Raw genomic sequence first — 19288 nt, 5'->3', positions numbered from 1 at the left:
TGATTATTGCCTGACTTCCGACTTGTCGCACAACCGCGCAAGCGCTGTTGCCGGGTCAGTGGGAGCGCATTATAGGGACTTCTCGGCGGCTGACAAGCGCTAATTACAAAAAAACGACCGAGTGCGTTTTTTTTCGGCAACTCGCCGGGAAAGACAGCGCTATGTGCTCTTTTTAAGCGTTAATTGCCCAAACTCATGGGCGAAACGTGTTACCTGTTCCCAATCTGTGTATTCCACTTCTTTACTACTATCCGTTTCACCACCGGTCATATGCATAATCAGTTGGATCATAATGCGATCGAACCACCGATAGCGTGGATAACGTAGCGCTCCCGCAAACACACCGCACAGGTCTGGTTCCCACGGCGAGTTCAACAGAAATTTACGCGTATAGGCGTTAGTTTGTAACGAACGTTTTTCTGGTTTACGCGCCGTAAGATTTACGGAGAAGAACGCGCTGGGCACCTGCCGTAAGCGCGTCAGATGCCGCTGGATAAACTTATTTACCGCCGGATTAAAACGGCCATAGCGTACAGACGCGCCAATCAGGATCCGATCGTATTTAGCCAAATCGATGTCATTCGCGCTTAACAAGCTGATGACATCACACTCCAACGTGCCTTTTAGTAAGCTGGCGATATAAGAGGCTATCTCTCTCGTTTGCCCATCCTTACTGGAAAATAATATCAAAGCTTTCATTACACTATTCCGTCCGTTTTATTCCCGCCAGAATGTCGGCGTAAACAAGACTAAAAGAGTAAACACTTCCAAACGTCCGAACAGCATCGTCAAAATCAATATCCACTTTGCCGCATCATTCATCGAGGTGAAATTGTCCGCCACAACGCCCAACCCGGGCCCTAAATTATTCAGCGTAGCGGCGACAGCGGCAAAAGCGGAAAAATCATCCACACCTGTCGCGATAACGGCCAGCATACTGACAATGAAGACTAACGCATAGGCAGAGAAGAAGCCCCAAACGGCTTCTAATATCCGCTCTGGCAGCGCGCGATTGCCTAATTTGATGGTGTATACTGCATTAGGATGAACCAGCCTTTTCAATTCACGCGAACCTTGCAGAAAAAGTAGCAAGATGCGAATAACTTTCAAACCGCCTCCGGTTGAACCGGCGCACCCGCCAATAAATGCGGAGCACAGCAGCAGTACCGGTAAAAAAAGCGGCCAGGAGGCAATACTATCCGTGGTGAATCCCGCGGTTGTCGCCATCGATACAACCTGGAAAAAGGCCTGGTTTAGCGTTTGCATGCCACTGGCATAGACGTTGTGAAACCACAACATTACGGTACACACCACGATCAGCGACATCTGCACGAAGATGAACATGCGGAATTCGGGATCGCGCCAGTAAACCTTGATACTGCGACCGCTCAACACCGTGAAGTGCAAGCCGAAGTTACAGCCGGAAATCAACAGGAATACCGCAATGATGGTGTTAATCATCGGGTTGTTAAAATAGCCGATGCTGGCGTCATGAGTAGAAAAGCCGCCGACCGAGACCGTTGAGAAACTATGGCTGATAGCATCAAAAACGGGCATCCCCGCCAGCCAGAGCGAAACCGCGCACGCGATGGTAAGCAGAACATAGATCAGCCATAGCGTTTTCGCCGTATCGGCGATTCTGGGCCGCATTTTATTATCTTTCAGCGGCCCCGGCATTTCAGCACGATAGAGCTGCATTCCGCCGACGCCCAGAATAGGCAGGATAGCCACGGCCAGAACGATGATCCCCATCCCGCCGAACCATTGCAGCATTTGTCGATAGAACAGAATCGCTTTTGGTAGCGAGTCCAACCCCACCAGCGTTGTGGCGCCGGTCGTGGTTAACCCGGAGAAGGACTCAAAAAAAGCGTCGGTCAGACCGAGGTTAGGATGTTCCGCGAACAGAAAAGGAAGCGCCCCGACGCTACCCAGCACCGTCCAGAATAGTACGACGATCAGGAATCCTTCCCGTGATTTCAGTTCATGCTTTTGTTTTCGGTTCGGTAGCCAAAGCACAATACCGATAACCAGTGCGACCAGAAAGGTTTGAGTAAAAGCCCGCCCGGCACCATCACGATAGATCAAGGCCACCAATCCTGGGATAAACATTGTCCCGGAAAAAAGGATAACCAGCAGACCCACAATACGGGTTATGGCGCGCAAATGCATTGCAAAGAATTCCTTAAATGATTCATAAAACAGCGTTGGAATTATTGTGAAACTGGCAATAAATGCAATGAACCGCGGCTGATATCACGCAATTTCATTGTCGCCTCATCCACGTCCCTAAGGGGAATAGACAGACTCAACGTCACTTCCGCGCCATAGTCACTGTGCAGTATCTGTCCACCGAGCTGATAGATCAGCGATTCAACCTGGGGTAATAGTGCGTAATCACACCGCAAGCCATATTCTTTCTGTAATACCTTCTCTTGCAGCGATATCAGCTTTAGCGCTTGCTGGACACCGCCGCCATAAGCCTTGACCAGCCCTCCGGTGCCTAATTGAATCCCGCCATAATAACGCACAACAACCGCGGTAATTTCGCCGATACCGCTGCCCATCAACTGCGACAGCATGGGTTTACCGGCGGTGCCGGAAGGCTCGCCGTCATCAGAAAAGCCAAGCTGTTGGGAATCGTCCGGCGCGCCGGCAACGCATGCCCAGCAATGATGTCTCGCCGTGGGATGCTGTGCTCTGATCCGCTGAACAAAATCTTTCGCCGCGTCAATGCCACTCGTCGCCGCCAGCAGAGTAATAAAACGGCTTTTCTTAATCTCTTCACTCACACTGACTGGCGCCGCGGGTACCGGATAGGCCTGCATCAGGACAGCTTCTGATCGCGCGTCATATTTTCAACCCGCTGCTCATGGATAACGATATTATCTTCGATACGGATGCCGCCAAAAGGTTTTAGCGCATCAATTTTCTGCCAGTCAAAATGCTGACTGAATTGACCTGTACGCCAAGGTTCCAACAGCGAGTCGATAAAATAGATACCGGGCTCAATGGTCAATACCATCCCGGGTTCCAGTATCCGCGTACAACGCAAATAAGGATGCTGGGACGGAGCGGCTAGATGGGTACCGCGGTCATCCTGCATAAAACCGGCGACATCATGCACCTGCAACCCGAGGAAGTGCCCCAATCCATGCGGCAGGAACGGCCCGGTCAAGCCGCTCTCCACCATGGCCTCTTCGCTGATCCCATGAACCAGTTGATGAGACTTCAACAGCTTGGCGACGCGCTGATGCATTTGAAGATGATAATCGGTATAGCGCACGCCGGCCTGAATCGTATCAATGAGGGCCAGTTGCTCCTGATTCAGATCTTTTACCAATGCAGCAAACGCGTTATCGCTTTGCGAGGAGTAGGTGCGGGTCAGATCGGCCGCATAGCCATTATATTCAGTGCCGGCATCAATCAGAAAACTACGCACATCTGACGGAACCTGATGATCCAGCTGGGTATAATGCAATACCGCCGCATGCTCATTCAGCGCCACGATGTTGTCATAAGGCACATCGGTATCCCGGTGGCCGGTGGCGGTCAGGTAAGCCAGATTAATATCGAACTCGCTCATGCCGGACAGAAAAGCCTCATGGGCGGCGCGATGGCCGACAACCGCGGTTTTCTGAGCTTCGCGCATACAGGCCAACTCATAGTCGGTTTTATAAGCGCGATGATAATGCAGGTAATCCAGCACCCCCTGAGGATTAATATTTTCGGCGGCGATACCCAAAGCCGACGCCCGCTGCGGGGCATAGCCGAGATAGGCGACGCGCTGACGCGGCGACGGGAGTAATCGCCCGATATCATCGGCATTACGCAAAACCGAGATTTCCACCTCATCAGTCCAGAAACTTTCCGGAACAGGCGCGACGTTATGCCAATAATCCACCGGAGAATAGAACCAGAGTTTCGGCGGATTGACGCCGTCAACCCATAACCAGCAATTCGGCACCTGAGTGACCGGCACCCAGGCTTTAAACTGCGGATTAACTTTAAAGGGATAGTCGTGATCGTCCAGAAATACCGTTAATAACTCACCGGAGTGAATCAATAATGCGTCAAGCTGGTGGCGCGCCAGAATAGTCTGTGTGCGTTGTTGCAACGTAGCCAAATGATGGTGATATAGAGAAGCCAGCTTTTCCATAGATATCCCTGTTTGTCACTGCACTGTTTATCCATTTTAACACAGCCGTGACTCAACGGCAGCGTCGGGTACTTGGTGATCTTACGGGCAGCATTAACTTTTTTTTCAATTAATTAACACGAAAGACATGACTCAGCCATCTGTTCGTACCAGGAGATACTTGTTGAATGCGGGGATTTGGCGGAACAGTGCGACGGCCGCGCTGACTGGGTGCGGACGACGCAATACACGAGGAAAGATAATAGACGCGGCGACCATATGCATCGGGCTGGGACAGGGGATCGCCACGGTATTTGATCGCCGGTAACCTTTAGCGCAGGACCGCGCGGGCTATCACGCGGAGCTTTTTTCCATAACGGCTTCAGATAAACGAGAAAGCGTCACTGAACATATGCGTCGCCAGCGCGCCACGTTCATTACAGAAACGTTCACGCGCAATTTTCGCCATTTCAAAACGACCGGCAATATATATATCTTGCTCGGCTAATGAACCGTAATCCTGCAATACCGCGCTTAATACGGTGCCGGTTCTGCCGCGCCAGCCCTCTTCCGGTTGTTCAACCACCGGGATCACCTGCAAATTGGGATACTGAGTCGCAAGCGCTTCCAATTCGCCGAGGTCGTAAAGGTGCTTGTTTTCCCTGCCCCCCCAATAGATCGAGACATCGCGCTCCGGCTGTTGAGCCAGCGCCGTCAGCAAAATCGATCGGACATACGAGAAGCCCGTACCGCCGGCAATCAACACCAGCGGACGGTCACTCTCTTCGCGCAACCACGCTTCGCCATGCGGAATATCCACCGTAAGCGTTCTCTCCTGCAGGATACGTTCCATTACCGCCATGGCGTAAAGATTCAACTCAGACGCGCCAATATGCAGCTCAATAAAATCTGTATCCATCGGCGTGGATGCCATAGAAAAAGGACGTTTATCCCGCTCATCCATCACGACCATCAGATACTGACCGGCACGGAAAGAAAAAGGCGCCTCAGGTAATAAACGAACCCGATAAACCGTATCGGTTATGGCTTCTACCAAAGTCACTTTACAGCTCAATGTCGTCATGCATTCCCTCTGTAGGGTCATCAAAGCAAAACTGGGAACAGAGCAACAGCAGGTTAACGCCGGGGTTCTCTGTCACTGAAAATGGCAAGTTCATCCCATATGGCATCAACGCGCGCGCACACCTGAGGATCTTTTTTAATCGGATGTCCCCACTCGCGTTGTGTTTCGCCCGGCCATTTATTGGTGGCATCCAGCCCCATTTTGGAACCTAAACCGGAAACCGGTGAGGCAAAATCCAAATAGTCTATCGGCGTATTTTCCACTAATACGGTATCTCGTGCCGGATCCATCCGCGTAGTGATCGCCCAGATAACATCTTTCCAGTCACGGGCATTAATGTCATCGTCACAAACAATAACAAATTTGGTATACATAAACTGCCGCAAAAAAGACCACACGCCCATCATGACGCGTTTGGCGTGACCAGGATATTGCTTCTTCATGGTAACGATCGCCAGACGGTAAGAGCAACCCTCAGGCGGCAAATAAAAGTCGACAATCTCAGGAAATTGCTTTTGCAGAATAGGAACGAAGACCTCGTTGAGCGCCACTCCCAATACGGCCGGCTCATCCGGCGGGCGGCCGGTATAAGTGGAGTGATAAATCGCATCACGCCGCTGTGTTATGTGCGTCACCGTAAAAACAGGGAAACGATCGACTTCATTGTAGTAACCGGTGTGATCGCCGTAAGGCCCCTCCGGCGCCGTTTCACCGGGTTCGATATAGCCTTCCAGTACTATTTCCGCACTGGCAGGGACTTCCAGATCGTTAGACAGACATTTCACGACTTCGGTTTTATGGCCGCGCAGCAAGCCGGCAAAAGCATATTCAGACAATGAATCAGGCACGGGCGTGACCGCCGCCAGAATCGTTGCGGGATCGGCCCCCAGCGCAACAGACACCGGGAAGCGCAGCCCCGGATTTTCCTGGCTCCATTCTTGAAAATCCAGCGCGCCGCCGCGATGCGACAGCCAGCGCATAATCAATTTGTTTTTGCCCAACAGCTGCTGGCGATAAATCCCCAGATTCTGACGTTCTTTGTCCGGCCCCCGGGTCACCGTCAATCCCCAGGTGACCAGCGGCGCGGCATCTTCCGGCCAGCAGTGCATTACCGGTATCCGGCCCAAGTCGACCTCTTCGCCCTGCCATATCTGTTCCTGGCAAGGAGCCGAAGAGAGCCGTTTCGTCGGCATATTCAGCACCTGGCGGAATTTAGGCATTTTATCCACCAGATCGCGAAATCCTTTCGGCGGCTCCGGCTCTTTAAGAAAAGCCAGCAGCTTACCGACGTCGCGCAATGCGCTGACGTCCTCCTGCCCCATACCCATCGCCACGCGTTTTGCCGTGCCGAACAAATTACACAGCACCGGCATGCTGTAACCTTTCGGGTTTTCAAACAACAGAGCCGGGCCCTCCGCACGCAAGGTACGGTCGGCGATTTCCGTCATTTCAAGATAGGGATCGATAGGCTGGCTAATACGTTTTAATTCACCCCTCTCTTCCAGCAGCGAGAGGAATTCGCGTAAGTCACGATATTTCATGCTGATCATCGGGGCTGTCTGTGGAACTGGCTATTATAAAGTCTCTTCAGCGACCTGTCGCTTCTTAGTGCAGTCTAATTATGGCGGACGCCTATCGTCACCTTCCAGGCAATCGCGACACCAGAAACTTCTTACGTAAATTGTTTATTCAGGCCCGCTTTTGATATGATTATCCGCTGGAACAATTACTCTGCAAATTTTATGGAAGCCTGGTACTTACTATATTGCAAGCGTGGTCAATTACTGCGGGCGAAAGAGCATTTAGAACGCCAGAATGTTGCTTGCCTTAGCCCAATGATTACGCTGGATAAAATCATACGCGGCAAACGTACCGAGGTTTGTGAACCCCTGTTTCCGAACTATCTGTTTGTAGAGTTCGATCCTGAGTGTATCCATACAACCACCATCAGCGCCACGCGCGGGGTGAGTAATTTCGTGCGCTTCGGTAATTGCCCCGCCACGATCCCCCAACAGGTGATCAATGATCTGTTGCAATATCCGCCTGAGGGCATTACCGATCCGCAAACCCCGCAGCCGGGTGATGAAGTGATGATTACGGATGGGATTTTTACCGGTCTGCAGGCTATCTACACAGAACCGGATGGGGAAACCCGTTCAATGTTATTACTGAATTTGCTGAATAAGCAGGTTCGCCAGAGCATTGATAACCGCCAATTCCAGAAGATGTAATCGCAGTAACGGCACAGATCGGCACGCCGAACGTATCTTGGGCCGGGGAACGCACCGGGAAAAGCATCGCCCATATAACTATTCCCCCTGAATCAAGCCAACCGGAAAACCCGGCGGGCATTTTCCTCTGTTTTCCGCCCCAGCCAGACTGCATCTTCTTCACGCCAGGCGGCGATCTGACTGACAATATGGGGGAGAAAACAAGATTCGTTACGGCGGGAGGCCGGTTTAGGACTTAAATCCCGAGGGAGTAAATAGGGCGCGTCGGTTTCCAATAGCAGCCGATCGCATGGAATATGTTTTAACAACGAACGTAGCGCAAGCCCCCGGCGTTCATCACAAACCCAACCGGTGATACCAATCATCAGCCCTAAGGCCAGGCATTCATCAAGTTCGCGGCGGTCGCCGGTAAAACAGTGCACCACCGCCGCCGGCAATTTGTCCAACCAGGGAGTCAGTAGAGCGATAAAACGGGAATGAGCCTCACGACAGTGCAGGAATACGGGCATTGATAGCTCTGCAGCCAACGCCAGTTGGGCGCTGAATGCCCGTTCCTGCTGCTCTGGGGATGAAAAGTTGCGGTTAAAATCAAGCCCGCATTCGCCGATGGCGACCACGGCATCGGATTGCGCCAAGCTGTAAAGCTGCTCGGCTGCCGATGCATCCCACTGGCTGGCGTCATGCGGGTGAACCCCTGCCGTTGCCCAGCAGTAATCGGGATATTCCGCCGTCAACGCCAGAGCCCGACGGCTCTCCTGAATATTGGTTCCCGTCACCAACATCCCGCTAACGCCAGCCTGCTTTGCGCGAGCGACAACCCGCTCCCGGTCTTTCGCAAACTGAGAACTGGTTAAATTGACCCCGATATCAAACATTTGATGACGTATCCGCAGATGACTACGGCAAAGGCTCTTCTGCTTTCGCCTGACGACCTTTACCTACATAAAACCGGGAAAAGAATACCCCGATCTCAAACAACATATACATGGGAAGGGCCAGCAACGTCTGCGAGAAAACATCCGGCGGCGTCAGCAGCATACCGACGACAAACGCCCCGACCAGCATATAAGGCCGTTTCTTTTTCAGGTCTTCCGGAGTTACCACGCCACTCCAGCACAGTAATACAATCGCGATAGGCACTTCGAACGAAATACCGAACGCCATAAACAGCGCCATGACGAAATCCAGATAGTTGTTGATATCGGTCGCGATCAACACGCCCTGGGGCGCCGTTTTAGCAAAAAAGCCGAATGCCAGCGGGAACACCACAAAATAGGCAAACGCCATACCGGCATAAAACAGCAGACTGCTGGAAATCAACAGAGGCATCATCAACCGGCGCTCATGTTTGTACAGCGCCGGCGCGACAAATGCCCAAACCTGATACAGCACCAACGGTGCCGACACAAACACCGACACAATCATGGTGAGCTTTATCGGCGTGAAAAACGGCGACGCTACATCGGTAGCGATCATGCTGGCGCCTGCGGGAAGCTTTTCAATCAGCGGGGCAGAAACCAGCTGGTAGATGTCATTAGCAAAGTAAACCAATGCCACAAACACCACCAGCACACAAATAATACTGTTCAGCAACCGCTTACGCAGTTCGATCAGATGACTAATCAGCGGTTGGGTATCTTCAGCGGCCATAAACTAACGATCATCACTTGGTTGACGGGCGGAAACAACAGCAGGCTTCTCAGGTTTGATTTTGTTGTCCGAAACCGGAGCGGGCGCAATCCGGTTATCCTCAGGTTCGGGCTCAGGATCAGTCACCGTCGATGGCGGCGCTTTTTCCACGTCAATCACGCCATCGTGAACGGCCTCGGGATCGCTTAATGGTTGATTAGGCGGCTGTTCCGCACTATTTCCTTCATCCTTGGGTGATGATTTTTCAGCATAACTACGCTTCATTGCCTCCGCCGCTTCTTTAAGCTCATCCATGGATGCTTTCAGCTCTGGCGACAAATTTTGCAGGCTGGCTTTTTCCACTTTCTTAAGGCTGTCCTGCAATTCCTGCAGCTTCAGTTCCTGCGACAGCTCATTCTGAACCGTAGATGCCAGCGAACGCAGCGTCCTAATCCATCCTGCCACTGTCCTTACCGCTACCGGCAAACGTTCTGGCCCAAGAACAACCAGACCAATAACCAAGACCAATAACAGTTCACTAAACCCGATATCGAACACAGATTATACCTGCTCTTTATGCTGGCTCTTTGTTTCATCCTTCTTAACTTCAGGCTGTTGCTCTGCTAGAGACTTAGTCGCGAAATCAGCATCCTGCTGAGTTTTATCAGCAGCGGACGGTTGATCATCCCCCATCGCCTTTTTGAAACCTTTGATGGATGCGCCCAGATCCGAGCCCAATGTTCTCAGCTTGTTGGTGCCAAACAGTAATACGACGATTACCGCGATAATCAACAAGTTCCAAATACTAATACCACCCATAACGTTTACCTCTATCAAAAAGGGGGGTCACCAAGATTATCCCATCATTATAGAAGATAATCCTGCTATGTATTATGATCTGTTTCAACGAGTTCGCCGCCAGCCGATAATCCAGGCAACAATTCCCGCGGCCATCAGACCAGAAGGTATAACATCCGCCTCAACGTGGCTAACCAGTAACACCGTACCACTTATCAACAACGTTGCACCAATTCCCAGCAAATATCGGGATTGCCCTTGCCGGACATGCTGCGTTCGCAGCTCATCCGCGAGTTTATCCACGCTTTGCCGCAATATTCTGTGCTGGCGTAAACCGTCATAAAACAGTTCGGGAATATCCGGCAGTTTTTCTGCCCAGAACGGCGCTTTTTCTTTCAAGGCCCGGATCATGGCCGGCAAACCAACCTGTTCTTTTAACCAATTCTCCAAAAACGGTTTTGCCGTTTTCCAGAGATCCAACTGCGGATACAACTGGCGTCCTATCCCTTCAATATACAACAGTGTTTTTTGCAAAAGAACGAGCTGGGGCTGAACTTCCATATTAAAACGGCGAGCCGTATTAAAGAGGTTCAATAATACATGACCAAATGAAATTTCCGCTAACGGCTTTTCAAAAATGGGCTCACACACGGTACGAATAGCGAACTCAAAATCTTCGACATTGGTATCCGCGGGCACCCAGCCTGAATCCACGTGCAACTCAGCCACTTTGCGGTAATCACGATTGAAGAACGCAATAAAGTTTTCCGCCAGATAGCGTTTATCTTCTTTATTCAGCGAACCGACTATCCCGCAATCAATGCCGATGTACTGCGGATCTTCCGGGTGTTGATCATTAATGAAGATATTACCGGGATGCATATCCGCATGAAAGAAGCTGTCGCGGAACACCTGCGTAAAGAAGACCTGCACCCCACGCTCCGCCAGCAACTGCATGTTGGTTCCATTGGCCTTCAACGTTTCCACGTCGGAAACGGGGATGCCATAGATACGCTCCATCACCAGCATACCCTCGCTACAGTAATCCGGATACACCTCAGGAATGTACAGCATGCGGCTATTTTCAAAATTGCGGCGCAGTTGAATCGCATTTGCCGCTTCACGCAGCAGATTCAGTTCATCAAGCAGCGTTTTCTCATATTCGTGTACGACCTCCCGCGGGCGCAGGCGTCGTCCATCCGGCAACAGCCTCGGCAGCCAGCCGGCCAGACGTTTCATCAATCGGATATCGGCTTTGATCACCGGTAAAATATCAGGCCGGATGACCTTAATAACGATCTCTTTGCCGGTAGCCTTTAGGCGCGCGGTATGCACCTGAGCGATGGATGCCGATGCAAGCGGCTTCACGTCGAAATCGTCAAACCACTCCTCCAGGGGAACGCCGCCCATCGACAGCTCGATTTGCCTGCGCGCCAGCATGCCGTCGAAGGGGTCAACCCGATCTTGCAGCATCGCCAATTGATCGGCGATTGCCGGCGGGAATAAATCTCGCCGTGTCGACATCATCTGGCCGAATTTAATCCATACCGGACCAAGCTCCTGCAACGCTAAACGCAGGCGAACGCCCAGCGGCAAATCGCTATGTCGATTCGGCAACCAAAACAGCAAACGGCGGCCAAAGCGAAGCGGGATCGTTAAGCGCATTTTGGGAATGAGCTCATCCAGACCGTAGCTCAGTAAAACACGGACGATGTTGTAAAGTCGAAGCAGTTCACCGGGCATCATCGTGGGATCTCCAACTTCGCCAGCCGTTCAGCCAGGTTCTCCGTTGATTTCTCCAATGCGGCGACCTCATCCTGGAACCAGGCATTTTCCAGTTTACCCGGCGCCAAACGCCACTCTTCCGTCAGCGTTTCGGACAGCGCCTGCTGCTGTCTGCACAAAATGCGATTAAATACGCCCAGCGTTTTTTGCGCCGTTTGGCTTACCCCTTGGGCGACGATATCCCCCACATAAGGGGCCAGCCACTCCGCCGGATCAAACTCGGCTAAATCAAGCAGCCCGATGAACTGCTGCGCAACCTGGATATCGCCTTCTATGATCAAATCGCCGCTGCGCATCAGGGAGGAAAGGTGCTGCCGGTCACGTAGCTTCATCAGTACCGCTAAACGCGTTTTCAGTTGGCAATCGGCACGATCTTCCCATTGGCTTACCACGTCAAGACGGTGCTCGTTAAAGATAAGCACCAGCGGCACATCCAGTTCAGCCAGTTCGATTTGCAGCGTTTTTCCATACAGGCGCTGACGCGCCGCCTTCATACTGCGGTCACGAAACAGTAGCTGATTCAACGCCGTTTCCAGCGTGGCTGTCAGCACAGACGTTATCAGCATTGGCATTTCCAATCAGAATTTAAAACCACGATGTAGCGCGACAATCCCACCGGTAAGATTGAAATAATTCACGCTATCAAAACCGGCATCGGCCATCATCCCTTTCAGCGTTTCCTGATCGGGATGCATGCGGATTGACTCCGCCAGATAGCGATAACTCCCGGCATCGCGCGCCACCATTTCGCCGATTCTCGGCAGAACATGGAACGAATAGACGTCGTAAATTTTACTTAACGGCTTCAGTACCGGCTTGGAGAATTCCAGCACCAACAGCCGACCGCCCGGCTTCAGCACCCGGTACATGGAACGCAACGCTTTGTTTTTATCAGTGACGTTACGCAAACCGAAAGAGATGGTGATGCAGTCAAAGAAATCATCCGGGAATGGCAGCTCTTCGGCATTCGCCTGCACATAGCTGACATTGTTGATAATGCCTTTGTTGCGTAACTTCTCACGGCCGACCTTCAGCATGGAGGCATTGATATCGGCTAAAACCACTTCCCCTTCATCACCCACAATGCGGGAGAATTTGGCCGTCAGGTCGCCGGTTCCGCCCGCGACATCCAGAACGCGTTGTCCACGCCGCACGCCGCTGCACTCAATGGTGAATCTTTTCCAGATACGATGGATGCCGAAAGACATCAGGTCATTCATCAGATCATATTTTGCTGCTACGGAATGAAAAACGTCGGCCACCATGACTTCTTTTTCATCCTTGGCGACAGTGCGAAAACCAAAGTCGGTTGTTTTCTCCTGCTCATCTGCCATCTTATCCGCCTACTATTTAGTCAAACATCGAGTCTATCTGTTAATGGGGAGAGTGTAACAGACCCGTATAAAAAGCCCACCGCCTAATGCGACAACCCCCGCCGGACAGCGCGATTATTCATCCGGCGAAACAGAGACGCCTATCGCTTTTCCGAAACCGGGCTTGACGAGTCTGCGCCGGTATCCGCCGATAGGGAAGACCCGGTCAGCGCATCCCCGGCGTTTTGCTCGTGCTCGGTCGCCCGCTCGGCCAGCGTGGGGCTGATCGGGCGTTTTACCTCTACGCCCAAAGCGCGGAATCCTTCCGCCTGACCAATCAGATTACCACGCCCGGAAGATAGTTTATTCATCGCCTGGCGATAGCTAGCCTGAGATTTATCAAGGCTTTGCCCCAAAGATTCCATATCATCAACGAACAGACGCAGCTTATCGTACAGCCGCGCGGCCCGTTCAGCGATCTGCTGGGCATTGCGGCTCTGCTGCTCATAACGCCACAGGTTATTGATAGTACGCAGCGCCACCAGCAACGTTGTGGGGCTAACCAACATAATATTGTGCTTCAGCGCTTCGTTGATCAACTCAGGCTGACGATCGATGGCCACCAGAAACGCAGGCTCCACGGGAATGAACATCAGGACATAATCCAGCGAACGCAGCCCCGGCAACTGCTGATAGTCTTTGCTCCCCAGCAGACGAATATGCCCCCGCACAGAGAGCAGATGCTCGTTCAGGGCGGCTAAGCGTTCGGCGTCATCTTCGCTGTTAAAATAGCGTTCATAGGCCACCAGCGACATTTTGGCGTCAATGACCACATCCTTGCCCTGCGGCAGACGAACGATCACGTCAGGCTGCATACGATTGTTTGCGCCGGTCTGCACGCTGACCTGAGTCTCATACTCATACCCTTCGCGCAGCCCGGAGGCTTCCAGCACGCGGCTGAGCACCACTTCGCCCCAGTTTCCCTGCGTTTTATTGTCCCCTTTCAGGGCCTTGGTCAGGTTAATCGCTTCCCGGGCCATCTGGGCATTGAGCTGTTGCAGATTACGAATTTCATGCGTCAGCGTGTGGCGTTCACGCGCTTCGGCGCCAAAGCTATCCTGAACCTGGCGCCGGAATCCATCAAGCTGTTCGCGCAGCGGCATCAACAAACGATCCAGGCTCTGTTTATTCTGTTCGTCCACTTTACGGCCGCTGTGCTCAAAAATCCGGTTGGCCAGATTTTCAAACTGCGTGGTCAACCGCTGCTCGCTGTTCATCAGTAGGCGCTGTTTCTCTTCGGCGGCCATGCGTGTCTCTTCCAGCCTGATGGTGACTTCCCGCAGTTCGGCTTCCTGCGCGGTATTCACCTCCCGCAGCGCGCGCAGCTCCTGATTCAACTGAACGCACTCCTCGCGCAGCTGTATCAGTTGCCGTTGCTTCTCCTGGCTGGCGGCCAGTTGGCCGTGAACGTTACGCAACTCCAGCTCATTGTCACGTAACTGCTGCTCAAACTGTTTTTTGTCCTGCTGACATTCACTGAGAAGTTGCTGAGTTTGCCGTGACGACTGTTCAAGTAAACGTTGTTCCGTTTCATGACGGGACTGCCGCCGCTGAAACGACAGGCTGACGATGAGCCAACCGGCCAATAAACCGGCCAGGCCGCCGCCCAATCCATAAACCATGCTGATATCCACTGTGCCTCCGCTGGCCACCACTGCTGTCCGTCACGTTAAATTGATACTGTATGGATGTCCAGAAGCAATTCCGTCGATGAAAGGATTTAGGGGGAAACGCGGTGAAAAAAAGCGGAAAATGCGGGCGTGATTCAGATTTACCAGGCAAATCAATGAAGACCGGAACACGCGTCATACTTCAAGTCGCCTATGCGTTGGTATTGTTACTCGGCCCATCCTTGGGCCTCGCCTCTTCGAGGCCGCCGCAAGCGGCGTTCAAATCTGCTCCAGGCAGATTTGTCAGCTCAGACGCTGTTTGGCATCACTGATGGCTTTCGCCACCTGCTGAGGCGACACGCCGCCCTGCGCCGCACGTTTATCCAGACAGGATTGCAGAGACAGAATCGGGTAAACGTCATCGGCGATAACGGCGCTGAACTTCCGTAGCTCAGGCAGCGACAGCGCTTCCAGCGCTTTCCCCTGACGAATGGCTTCGACAACCGCTTCGCCGACGATATGATGCGCCTCACGGAACGGCACGCCTTTAGCAACCAGATAATCCGCCAGTTCCGTCGCATTGGCATAGCCCTGCTCGGCGGCTTCCCGGCAGCGGGGGCGTTTGACCTGAATGCCTTCCAGCACCAGCGCGGCCATCATCAGGCAGTCGTGCCAGGTATCCAGCGCATCAAATAGGCCTTCTTTGTCTTCCTGCATATCCTTGTTGTACGCCAGCGGCAACCCTTTCAGCGTCACCATCATGCCGCTCAGCGCGCCCTGAACGCGGCCGCATTTGCCGCGAATCAATTCCAACGCGTCAGGATTCTTTTTCTGCGGCATTAACGACGAGCCGGAAGTCACGCGATCGGAAAGCTCGACAAACGCCGCTTCGCCGCTGTTAAAGAAAATCAAATCTTCAGCGAAACGCGACAGGTGCACCATACCGATAGCGGCATCGGACAGCAGTTCCAGCACGTGATCGCGATCGGATACCGTGTCCAGGCTGTTGCGCGTGGCGCAAGCAAAACCCAGCCACCCGGCCAGTTGCTCGCGGTCGATAGGATAAGCCGTACCGGCCAGCGCCCCGCAGCCCAGCGGGCTAACGTCCAGACGCTTCAGCGTATCTTCCAGGCGGCTTTCGTCGCGCACCAGCATCTCATGATAAGCCAGACACCAATGAGCGAACGTCACCGGCTGGGCGCGTTGTAAATGGGTGTAACCCGGCATGACGGCATCCTGGTTCGCTTCCGCCGTGACCACCAGCGCCTGACGCAACTGACGCACCGCCAACTGCAGTTCGGCAATTTGCGTTTTGCACCACAGTTTCAGACCGGTCGCCACCTGGTCGTTACGGCTACGCCCGGTATGCAGCTTTTTCCCCAGATCGCCGACTTTCTCGATCAGCCGCTGCTCGACCCAGCTATGAATATCTTCGGCATCACTTTGCAGAATCATTTCAGGATCGGCCTGAACTTCAGCCAACAGCGCATTCAACGCCTGTTCCAGTTGCTGCTGTTCCTGCTCGCTGAGCACGTTGACGGTAACCAATGCTTTTGACCAGCCAATAGAGCCGATGATGTCCTGCTCTGCCAGACGGTAATCAAACCGCAGCGAGTCATTAAACTGTTTAAACCGTTGATCCGCCGCCTGACTGAACCGTCCGCCCCACAAAGCCATAACCTTACTCCCAACATTCAAATAAATATGGATATGGCATCATGCCATACCTCGAAACCGCTTACGCCAAAATACGCGTACCGATAGCCACGCCGTTGAACAGCGCGGACAGTTGATCGGCATGACGCCAACTGGCGATATCCACCGGACGGCCCAGCGTACGCGCCGCGTCCAGCGCCGCATTAACCTTAACAATCATCCCATCGGTGATGATGCCCTGCGCGATCAGCTGCTCCGCTTTTCCTGCCGTCATTTCCGCAATGCGCTGACCTTTCCCGTCCAGAATACCGCTCACATCTGAAAGCAGAATTAAATCCGCCCCCAGCGTTTCCGCCAGCGCCGTGGCGGCCTGATCGGCGTTCACATTCATCAAATCGCCCTGTTCGGTCATGCCGATGGAGCTGACGACCGGCAGATATCCCGCGGATAACAGCGTGTTCAGCAACGCCGGAGAACCCGCTTCGGCTCTGCCGACATAGCCCAGCGCTTCGTCCAACTGCGTTACCTTGGTGCTGCCGCCGTCCGCCAGGCACAGGCCGACGGCGCTAATACCGTGCTTTTTCGCCCACGACAACAGCGTTTTATTCGCCGAGCCGGCCAACGCGCCGGTAATAATGTCAATCTGATCGGCGGGAGTCACACGCAGGCCGTTTTTCTTCACCACCGGCAACGACAGTTTTTTCATCAGATCGTCAACCAGGCATCCGCCGCCGTGCACAATCACAAGCGGGCGCTGATGTTGCCGGCGATAGGTCACCAGCGCCGTAAAGAGGCGTTCCAACGCTTCTTCGCTATCCAGTAAAACGCCACCTAGCTTGATAATTAACGGATTCATTGTTCTCTTCGCGCCTCAGAATGGTAAATGGTAATCAAAGTAAAGACTGTGTTTCCAGGAAATCCAAACGAATATTCATACATTGCGCCAGCGGCAATCGACAGGCGACGGGCCTGTAAATCCGATGCCAGATCGTGACCGACTTTGTCACTCATTGCCAGAAAAACCCCATCGATGACGCACACGGCCGGTCGATAATGCCTTGCAAGCGCGGATGCGAAGCGCAAATCAATGTTCCCGCATCTACACTTTGCGTTGAAACGGCTAAAGCGGTTATGTTCATTTGCGGGCGGCGGTTAAGATAACGCGCTAATTCAGCGCCGGAATAACCGCCTGCGCCAGCAATCAACCTATTCGGCATGAGATCGGTGAACCTTACTTACTCATCGACGGACGGGCGGCATCATAACGCGGCTCATCCGCGAAGCTATGCGACATGATGAATTCATCGCCAAAGGTATCTTAAGGTTTCCTTTCACTTAGCGTTACTGTATTTTTATTCAAAATAAATGCATGAATATTGATACTATCCTAACCAGAGGCTGTCAACTGTGAAGATGAATTTACCCCCTTTTATTGAGCTATACCGGGCGTTGATCGCAACGCCGTCCATCAGCGCGACCGACAGTACGCTCGATCAAAGTAATCAGGCATTAATCAATCTGCTGTCCGGCTGGTTCACGGATTTGGGCTTTCACGTCGACGTTCAGCCAGTACCCGGCACCCGAAATAAATTCAATATGCTGGCCCGAATCGGGGAAGGCAAAGGCGGCTTACTGCTGGCGGGACATACGGACACCGTACCTTTCGATGACGGGCGCTGGACGCGCGATCCCTTCACGCTGACCGAACATGATAATAAGCTGTACGGCCTGGGAACGGCCGACATGAAAGGCTTCTTTGCCTTTATTGTTGATACGCTGCGCGACATCGACCCAACCAAACTGACCAAACCGCTTTATATTCTTGCCACCGCGGATGAAGAGACCACCATGGCCGGCGCCAAATATTTTGCCGCCTCCACCCAGGTCAGACCGGACTGCGCCATTATCGGCGAACCGACATCGCTGCACCCGGTGCGCGCCCATAAAGGACATATGTCCAGCGCCATCCGTATTCAGGGCCAATCCGGGCATTCCAGCGATCCGTCGCGCGGCGTTAACGCTATCGAATTGATGCACGATGCGATCTCCCATCTGCTGGTGCTGCGCAAGACGTTGCAGGAGCGCTATCACAATGCGGCGTTCGCCATCCCCTATCCGACCATGAATCTGGGCCATATCCACGGCGGCGATGCGCCGAACCGAATTTGCGCCTGCTGTGAACTGCACATGGATATCCGTCCGCTGCCGGGGCTGACGCTCGGCGACCTGAACGGAGTGCTGTCGGAAACGCTGGCGCCGGTCAGTCAGCGCTGGCCGGGCCGTTTGACCATCAGCGAACTGCATCCGCCGATCCCCGGTTACGAATGTCCGGCAGACCATCGTTTAGTCGCGGTAGTGGAAAAACTATTGGGTACGCAAACGGAAGTCGTCAATTACTGCACCGAAGCGCCGTTTATCCAAGAACTCTGCCCGACGCTGGTTCTGGGCCCTGGCTCTATCGAGCAAGCGCATCAGCCGGACGAGTTCCTCGATACCGCCTTTATTACGCCAACCCGCGATCTGATCGCCCAGTTGGTGCGGCATTTCTGCAACTAACGCTCGCGCAATCGCCGGGCGGTTTCCCCTTAATCGTCGGCATGACGTTTAATGCCGACAGCGTGTCGATCCCTCCGGCAAACGGACGTCCGCCGCGATTTTGCGCATGTCGCTCAGCCGATATTCGCGTTTATTCCGTATGTCCGGGCGCATAGGCTCACTCTGCCGACGAGCGGCCAGTATGCGTGCTGAAAAGGGGCTAGCCAGCATCAACCTACTGATTTTTCCGGGAAGTTCGAACTCAACCAGCGGCTGCCCGGCTCGCCTTCCGATAAGCTCCCCTAATGTGGGCTTATCTGTAATTAAATTTCACAAATTGCCAAATCTACATCAATGCAGGTAAAAAGATCGGCGGTATAAAAGAGTAGCGAGAACAAAGAATCGTCAATTGACGAATCAACCTCGTCGTGGCTAGATGAAAGGAGCGCAGT

The 19288-nt window shown here is 53.0% G+C and carries 18 protein-coding genes and 1 pseudogene; 2 read left to right on the top strand and 17 right to left on the bottom strand.

The features are described 5' to 3' along the window. Positions 1 to 159: 159 nt before the first annotated feature. From hemG to ubiD, 6 genes are all read right to left on the bottom strand, one after another. Positions 160 to 699 (bottom strand): menaquinone-dependent protoporphyrinogen IX dehydrogenase, encoded by a 540-nt coding sequence (gene hemG, locus ACN28R_RS20135; protein ID WP_048637055.1) that lies wholly within the window; start codon positions 697 to 699, stop codon positions 160 to 162. 18 nt (positions 700 to 717) lie between these two features. Next, positions 718 to 2169, bottom strand: coding sequence for a Trk system potassium transporter TrkH (gene trkH, locus ACN28R_RS20130; RefSeq protein WP_095835323.1), 1452 nt, complete (start codon positions 2167 to 2169; stop codon positions 718 to 720). 41 nt (positions 2170 to 2210) lie between these two features. After that, positions 2211 to 2825: an IMPACT family protein gene (locus ACN28R_RS20125; RefSeq protein ID WP_048637053.1), complete on the bottom strand. Its 615-nt coding sequence runs from the start codon at positions 2823 to 2825 to the stop codon at positions 2211 to 2213. Beyond that, a complete protein-coding gene (gene pepQ, locus ACN28R_RS20120) occupies positions 2825 to 4156 on the bottom strand; it encodes a Xaa-Pro dipeptidase (protein WP_048637052.1) in 1332 nt (443 codons plus the stop codon). The genes ACN28R_RS20125 and pepQ overlap by 1 nt, the downstream gene beginning before the upstream one ends. A gap of 361 nt (positions 4157 to 4517) precedes the next feature. Beyond that, entirely contained in the window at positions 4518 to 5219 is a 702-nt protein-coding gene (fre, locus tag ACN28R_RS20115; RefSeq protein WP_048637051.1) for an NAD(P)H-flavin reductase, read from the bottom strand. Between the two features lie 53 nt (positions 5220 to 5272). Beyond that, positions 5273 to 6769, bottom strand: coding sequence for a 4-hydroxy-3-polyprenylbenzoate decarboxylase (gene ubiD / locus ACN28R_RS20110; protein ID WP_095835322.1), 1497 nt, complete (start codon positions 6767 to 6769; stop codon positions 5273 to 5275). A gap of 192 nt (positions 6770 to 6961) precedes the next feature. On the opposite strand from ubiD, the gene rfaH reads away from it, so the two are divergent. Next, positions 6962 to 7450, top strand: a complete 489-nt coding sequence (rfaH, locus tag ACN28R_RS20105) for a transcription/translation regulatory transformer protein RfaH (RefSeq protein WP_048639745.1) — start codon at positions 6962 to 6964, stop codon at positions 7448 to 7450. A 92-nt stretch (positions 7451 to 7542) separates the two neighbouring features. Here rfaH and tatD read toward each other — a convergent pair whose 3' ends face one another. From tatD to ACN28R_RS20050, 11 genes and pseudogenes are all read right to left on the bottom strand, one after another. Further along, positions 7543 to 8325 (bottom strand): 3'-5' ssDNA/RNA exonuclease TatD, encoded by a 783-nt coding sequence (gene tatD, locus ACN28R_RS20100; RefSeq protein ID WP_095835321.1) that lies wholly within the window; start codon positions 8323 to 8325, stop codon positions 7543 to 7545. A gap of 22 nt (positions 8326 to 8347) precedes the next feature. Next, positions 8348 to 9100 carry a Sec-independent protein translocase subunit TatC gene (gene tatC, locus ACN28R_RS20095; RefSeq protein ID WP_048637048.1) on the bottom strand — a complete coding sequence of 251 codons (753 nt, stop codon included), beginning with the start codon at positions 9098 to 9100 and terminating at the stop codon, positions 8348 to 8350. Between the two features lie 3 nt (positions 9101 to 9103). Then, the gene (gene tatB, locus ACN28R_RS20090) at positions 9104 to 9637 is read right to left on the bottom strand and encodes a Sec-independent protein translocase protein TatB (RefSeq protein WP_095835320.1); all 534 of its coding nucleotides are present in this window, start codon (positions 9635 to 9637) and stop codon (positions 9104 to 9106) included. A gap of 3 nt (positions 9638 to 9640) precedes the next feature. Beyond that, a complete protein-coding gene (gene tatA, locus ACN28R_RS20085) occupies positions 9641 to 9898 on the bottom strand; it encodes a Sec-independent protein translocase subunit TatA (protein ID WP_048637046.1) in 258 nt (85 codons plus the stop codon). Between the two features lie 84 nt (positions 9899 to 9982). Beyond that, positions 9983 to 11623 (bottom strand): ubiquinone biosynthesis regulatory protein kinase UbiB, encoded by a 1641-nt coding sequence (ubiB, locus tag ACN28R_RS20080; RefSeq protein WP_048637045.1) that lies wholly within the window; start codon positions 11621 to 11623, stop codon positions 9983 to 9985. Then, on the bottom strand, positions 11620 to 12228 hold the full coding sequence (ubiJ, locus tag ACN28R_RS20075; RefSeq protein ID WP_095835319.1) for a ubiquinone biosynthesis protein UbiJ: 609 nt from the start codon (positions 12226 to 12228) through the stop codon (positions 11620 to 11622). Before ubiJ ends, ubiB begins: the two co-directional genes overlap by 4 nt. A gap of 12 nt (positions 12229 to 12240) precedes the next feature. Then, positions 12241 to 12996: a bifunctional demethylmenaquinone methyltransferase/2-methoxy-6-polyprenyl-1,4-benzoquinol methylase UbiE gene (gene ubiE, locus ACN28R_RS20070; RefSeq protein ID WP_048637043.1), complete on the bottom strand. Its 756-nt coding sequence runs from the start codon at positions 12994 to 12996 to the stop codon at positions 12241 to 12243. A 140-nt stretch (positions 12997 to 13136) separates the two neighbouring features. Continuing rightward, positions 13137 to 14669: a DNA recombination protein RmuC gene (gene rmuC, locus ACN28R_RS20065; protein ID WP_048637042.1), complete on the bottom strand. Its 1533-nt coding sequence runs from the start codon at positions 14667 to 14669 to the stop codon at positions 13137 to 13139. 279 nt (positions 14670 to 14948) lie between these two features. Next, complete coding sequence (gene argH, locus ACN28R_RS20060) at positions 14949 to 16322, bottom strand: argininosuccinate lyase (protein ID WP_095835318.1); 1374 nt, start codon at positions 16320 to 16322, stop codon at positions 14949 to 14951. Between the two features lie 61 nt (positions 16323 to 16383). Continuing rightward, positions 16384 to 17157 (bottom strand): acetylglutamate kinase, encoded by a 774-nt coding sequence (argB, locus tag ACN28R_RS20055; protein WP_048637040.1) that lies wholly within the window; start codon positions 17155 to 17157, stop codon positions 16384 to 16386. A gap of 110 nt (positions 17158 to 17267) precedes the next feature. Next, a pseudogene (locus ACN28R_RS20050) lies at positions 17268 to 17518 on the bottom strand (N-acetyl-gamma-glutamyl-phosphate reductase); the annotation flags it as partial. Positions 17519 to 17708: 190 nt separating this feature from the next. Here ACN28R_RS20050 and argE point away from each other — a divergent pair. Beyond that, positions 17709 to 18857, top strand: coding sequence for an acetylornithine deacetylase (gene argE / locus ACN28R_RS20045; RefSeq protein WP_095835317.1), 1149 nt, complete (start codon positions 17709 to 17711; stop codon positions 18855 to 18857). Positions 18858 to 19288 lie beyond the last annotated feature (431 nt).

The organism is Brenneria goodwinii, from assembly GCF_002291445.1.
GTDB classification, from domain to species: Bacteria; Pseudomonadota; Gammaproteobacteria; order Enterobacterales; family Enterobacteriaceae; genus Brenneria; species Brenneria goodwinii.
Note: the sequence above shows the minus strand (reverse complement) of the source record. Positions and strands in the feature narration are given on the sequence as shown.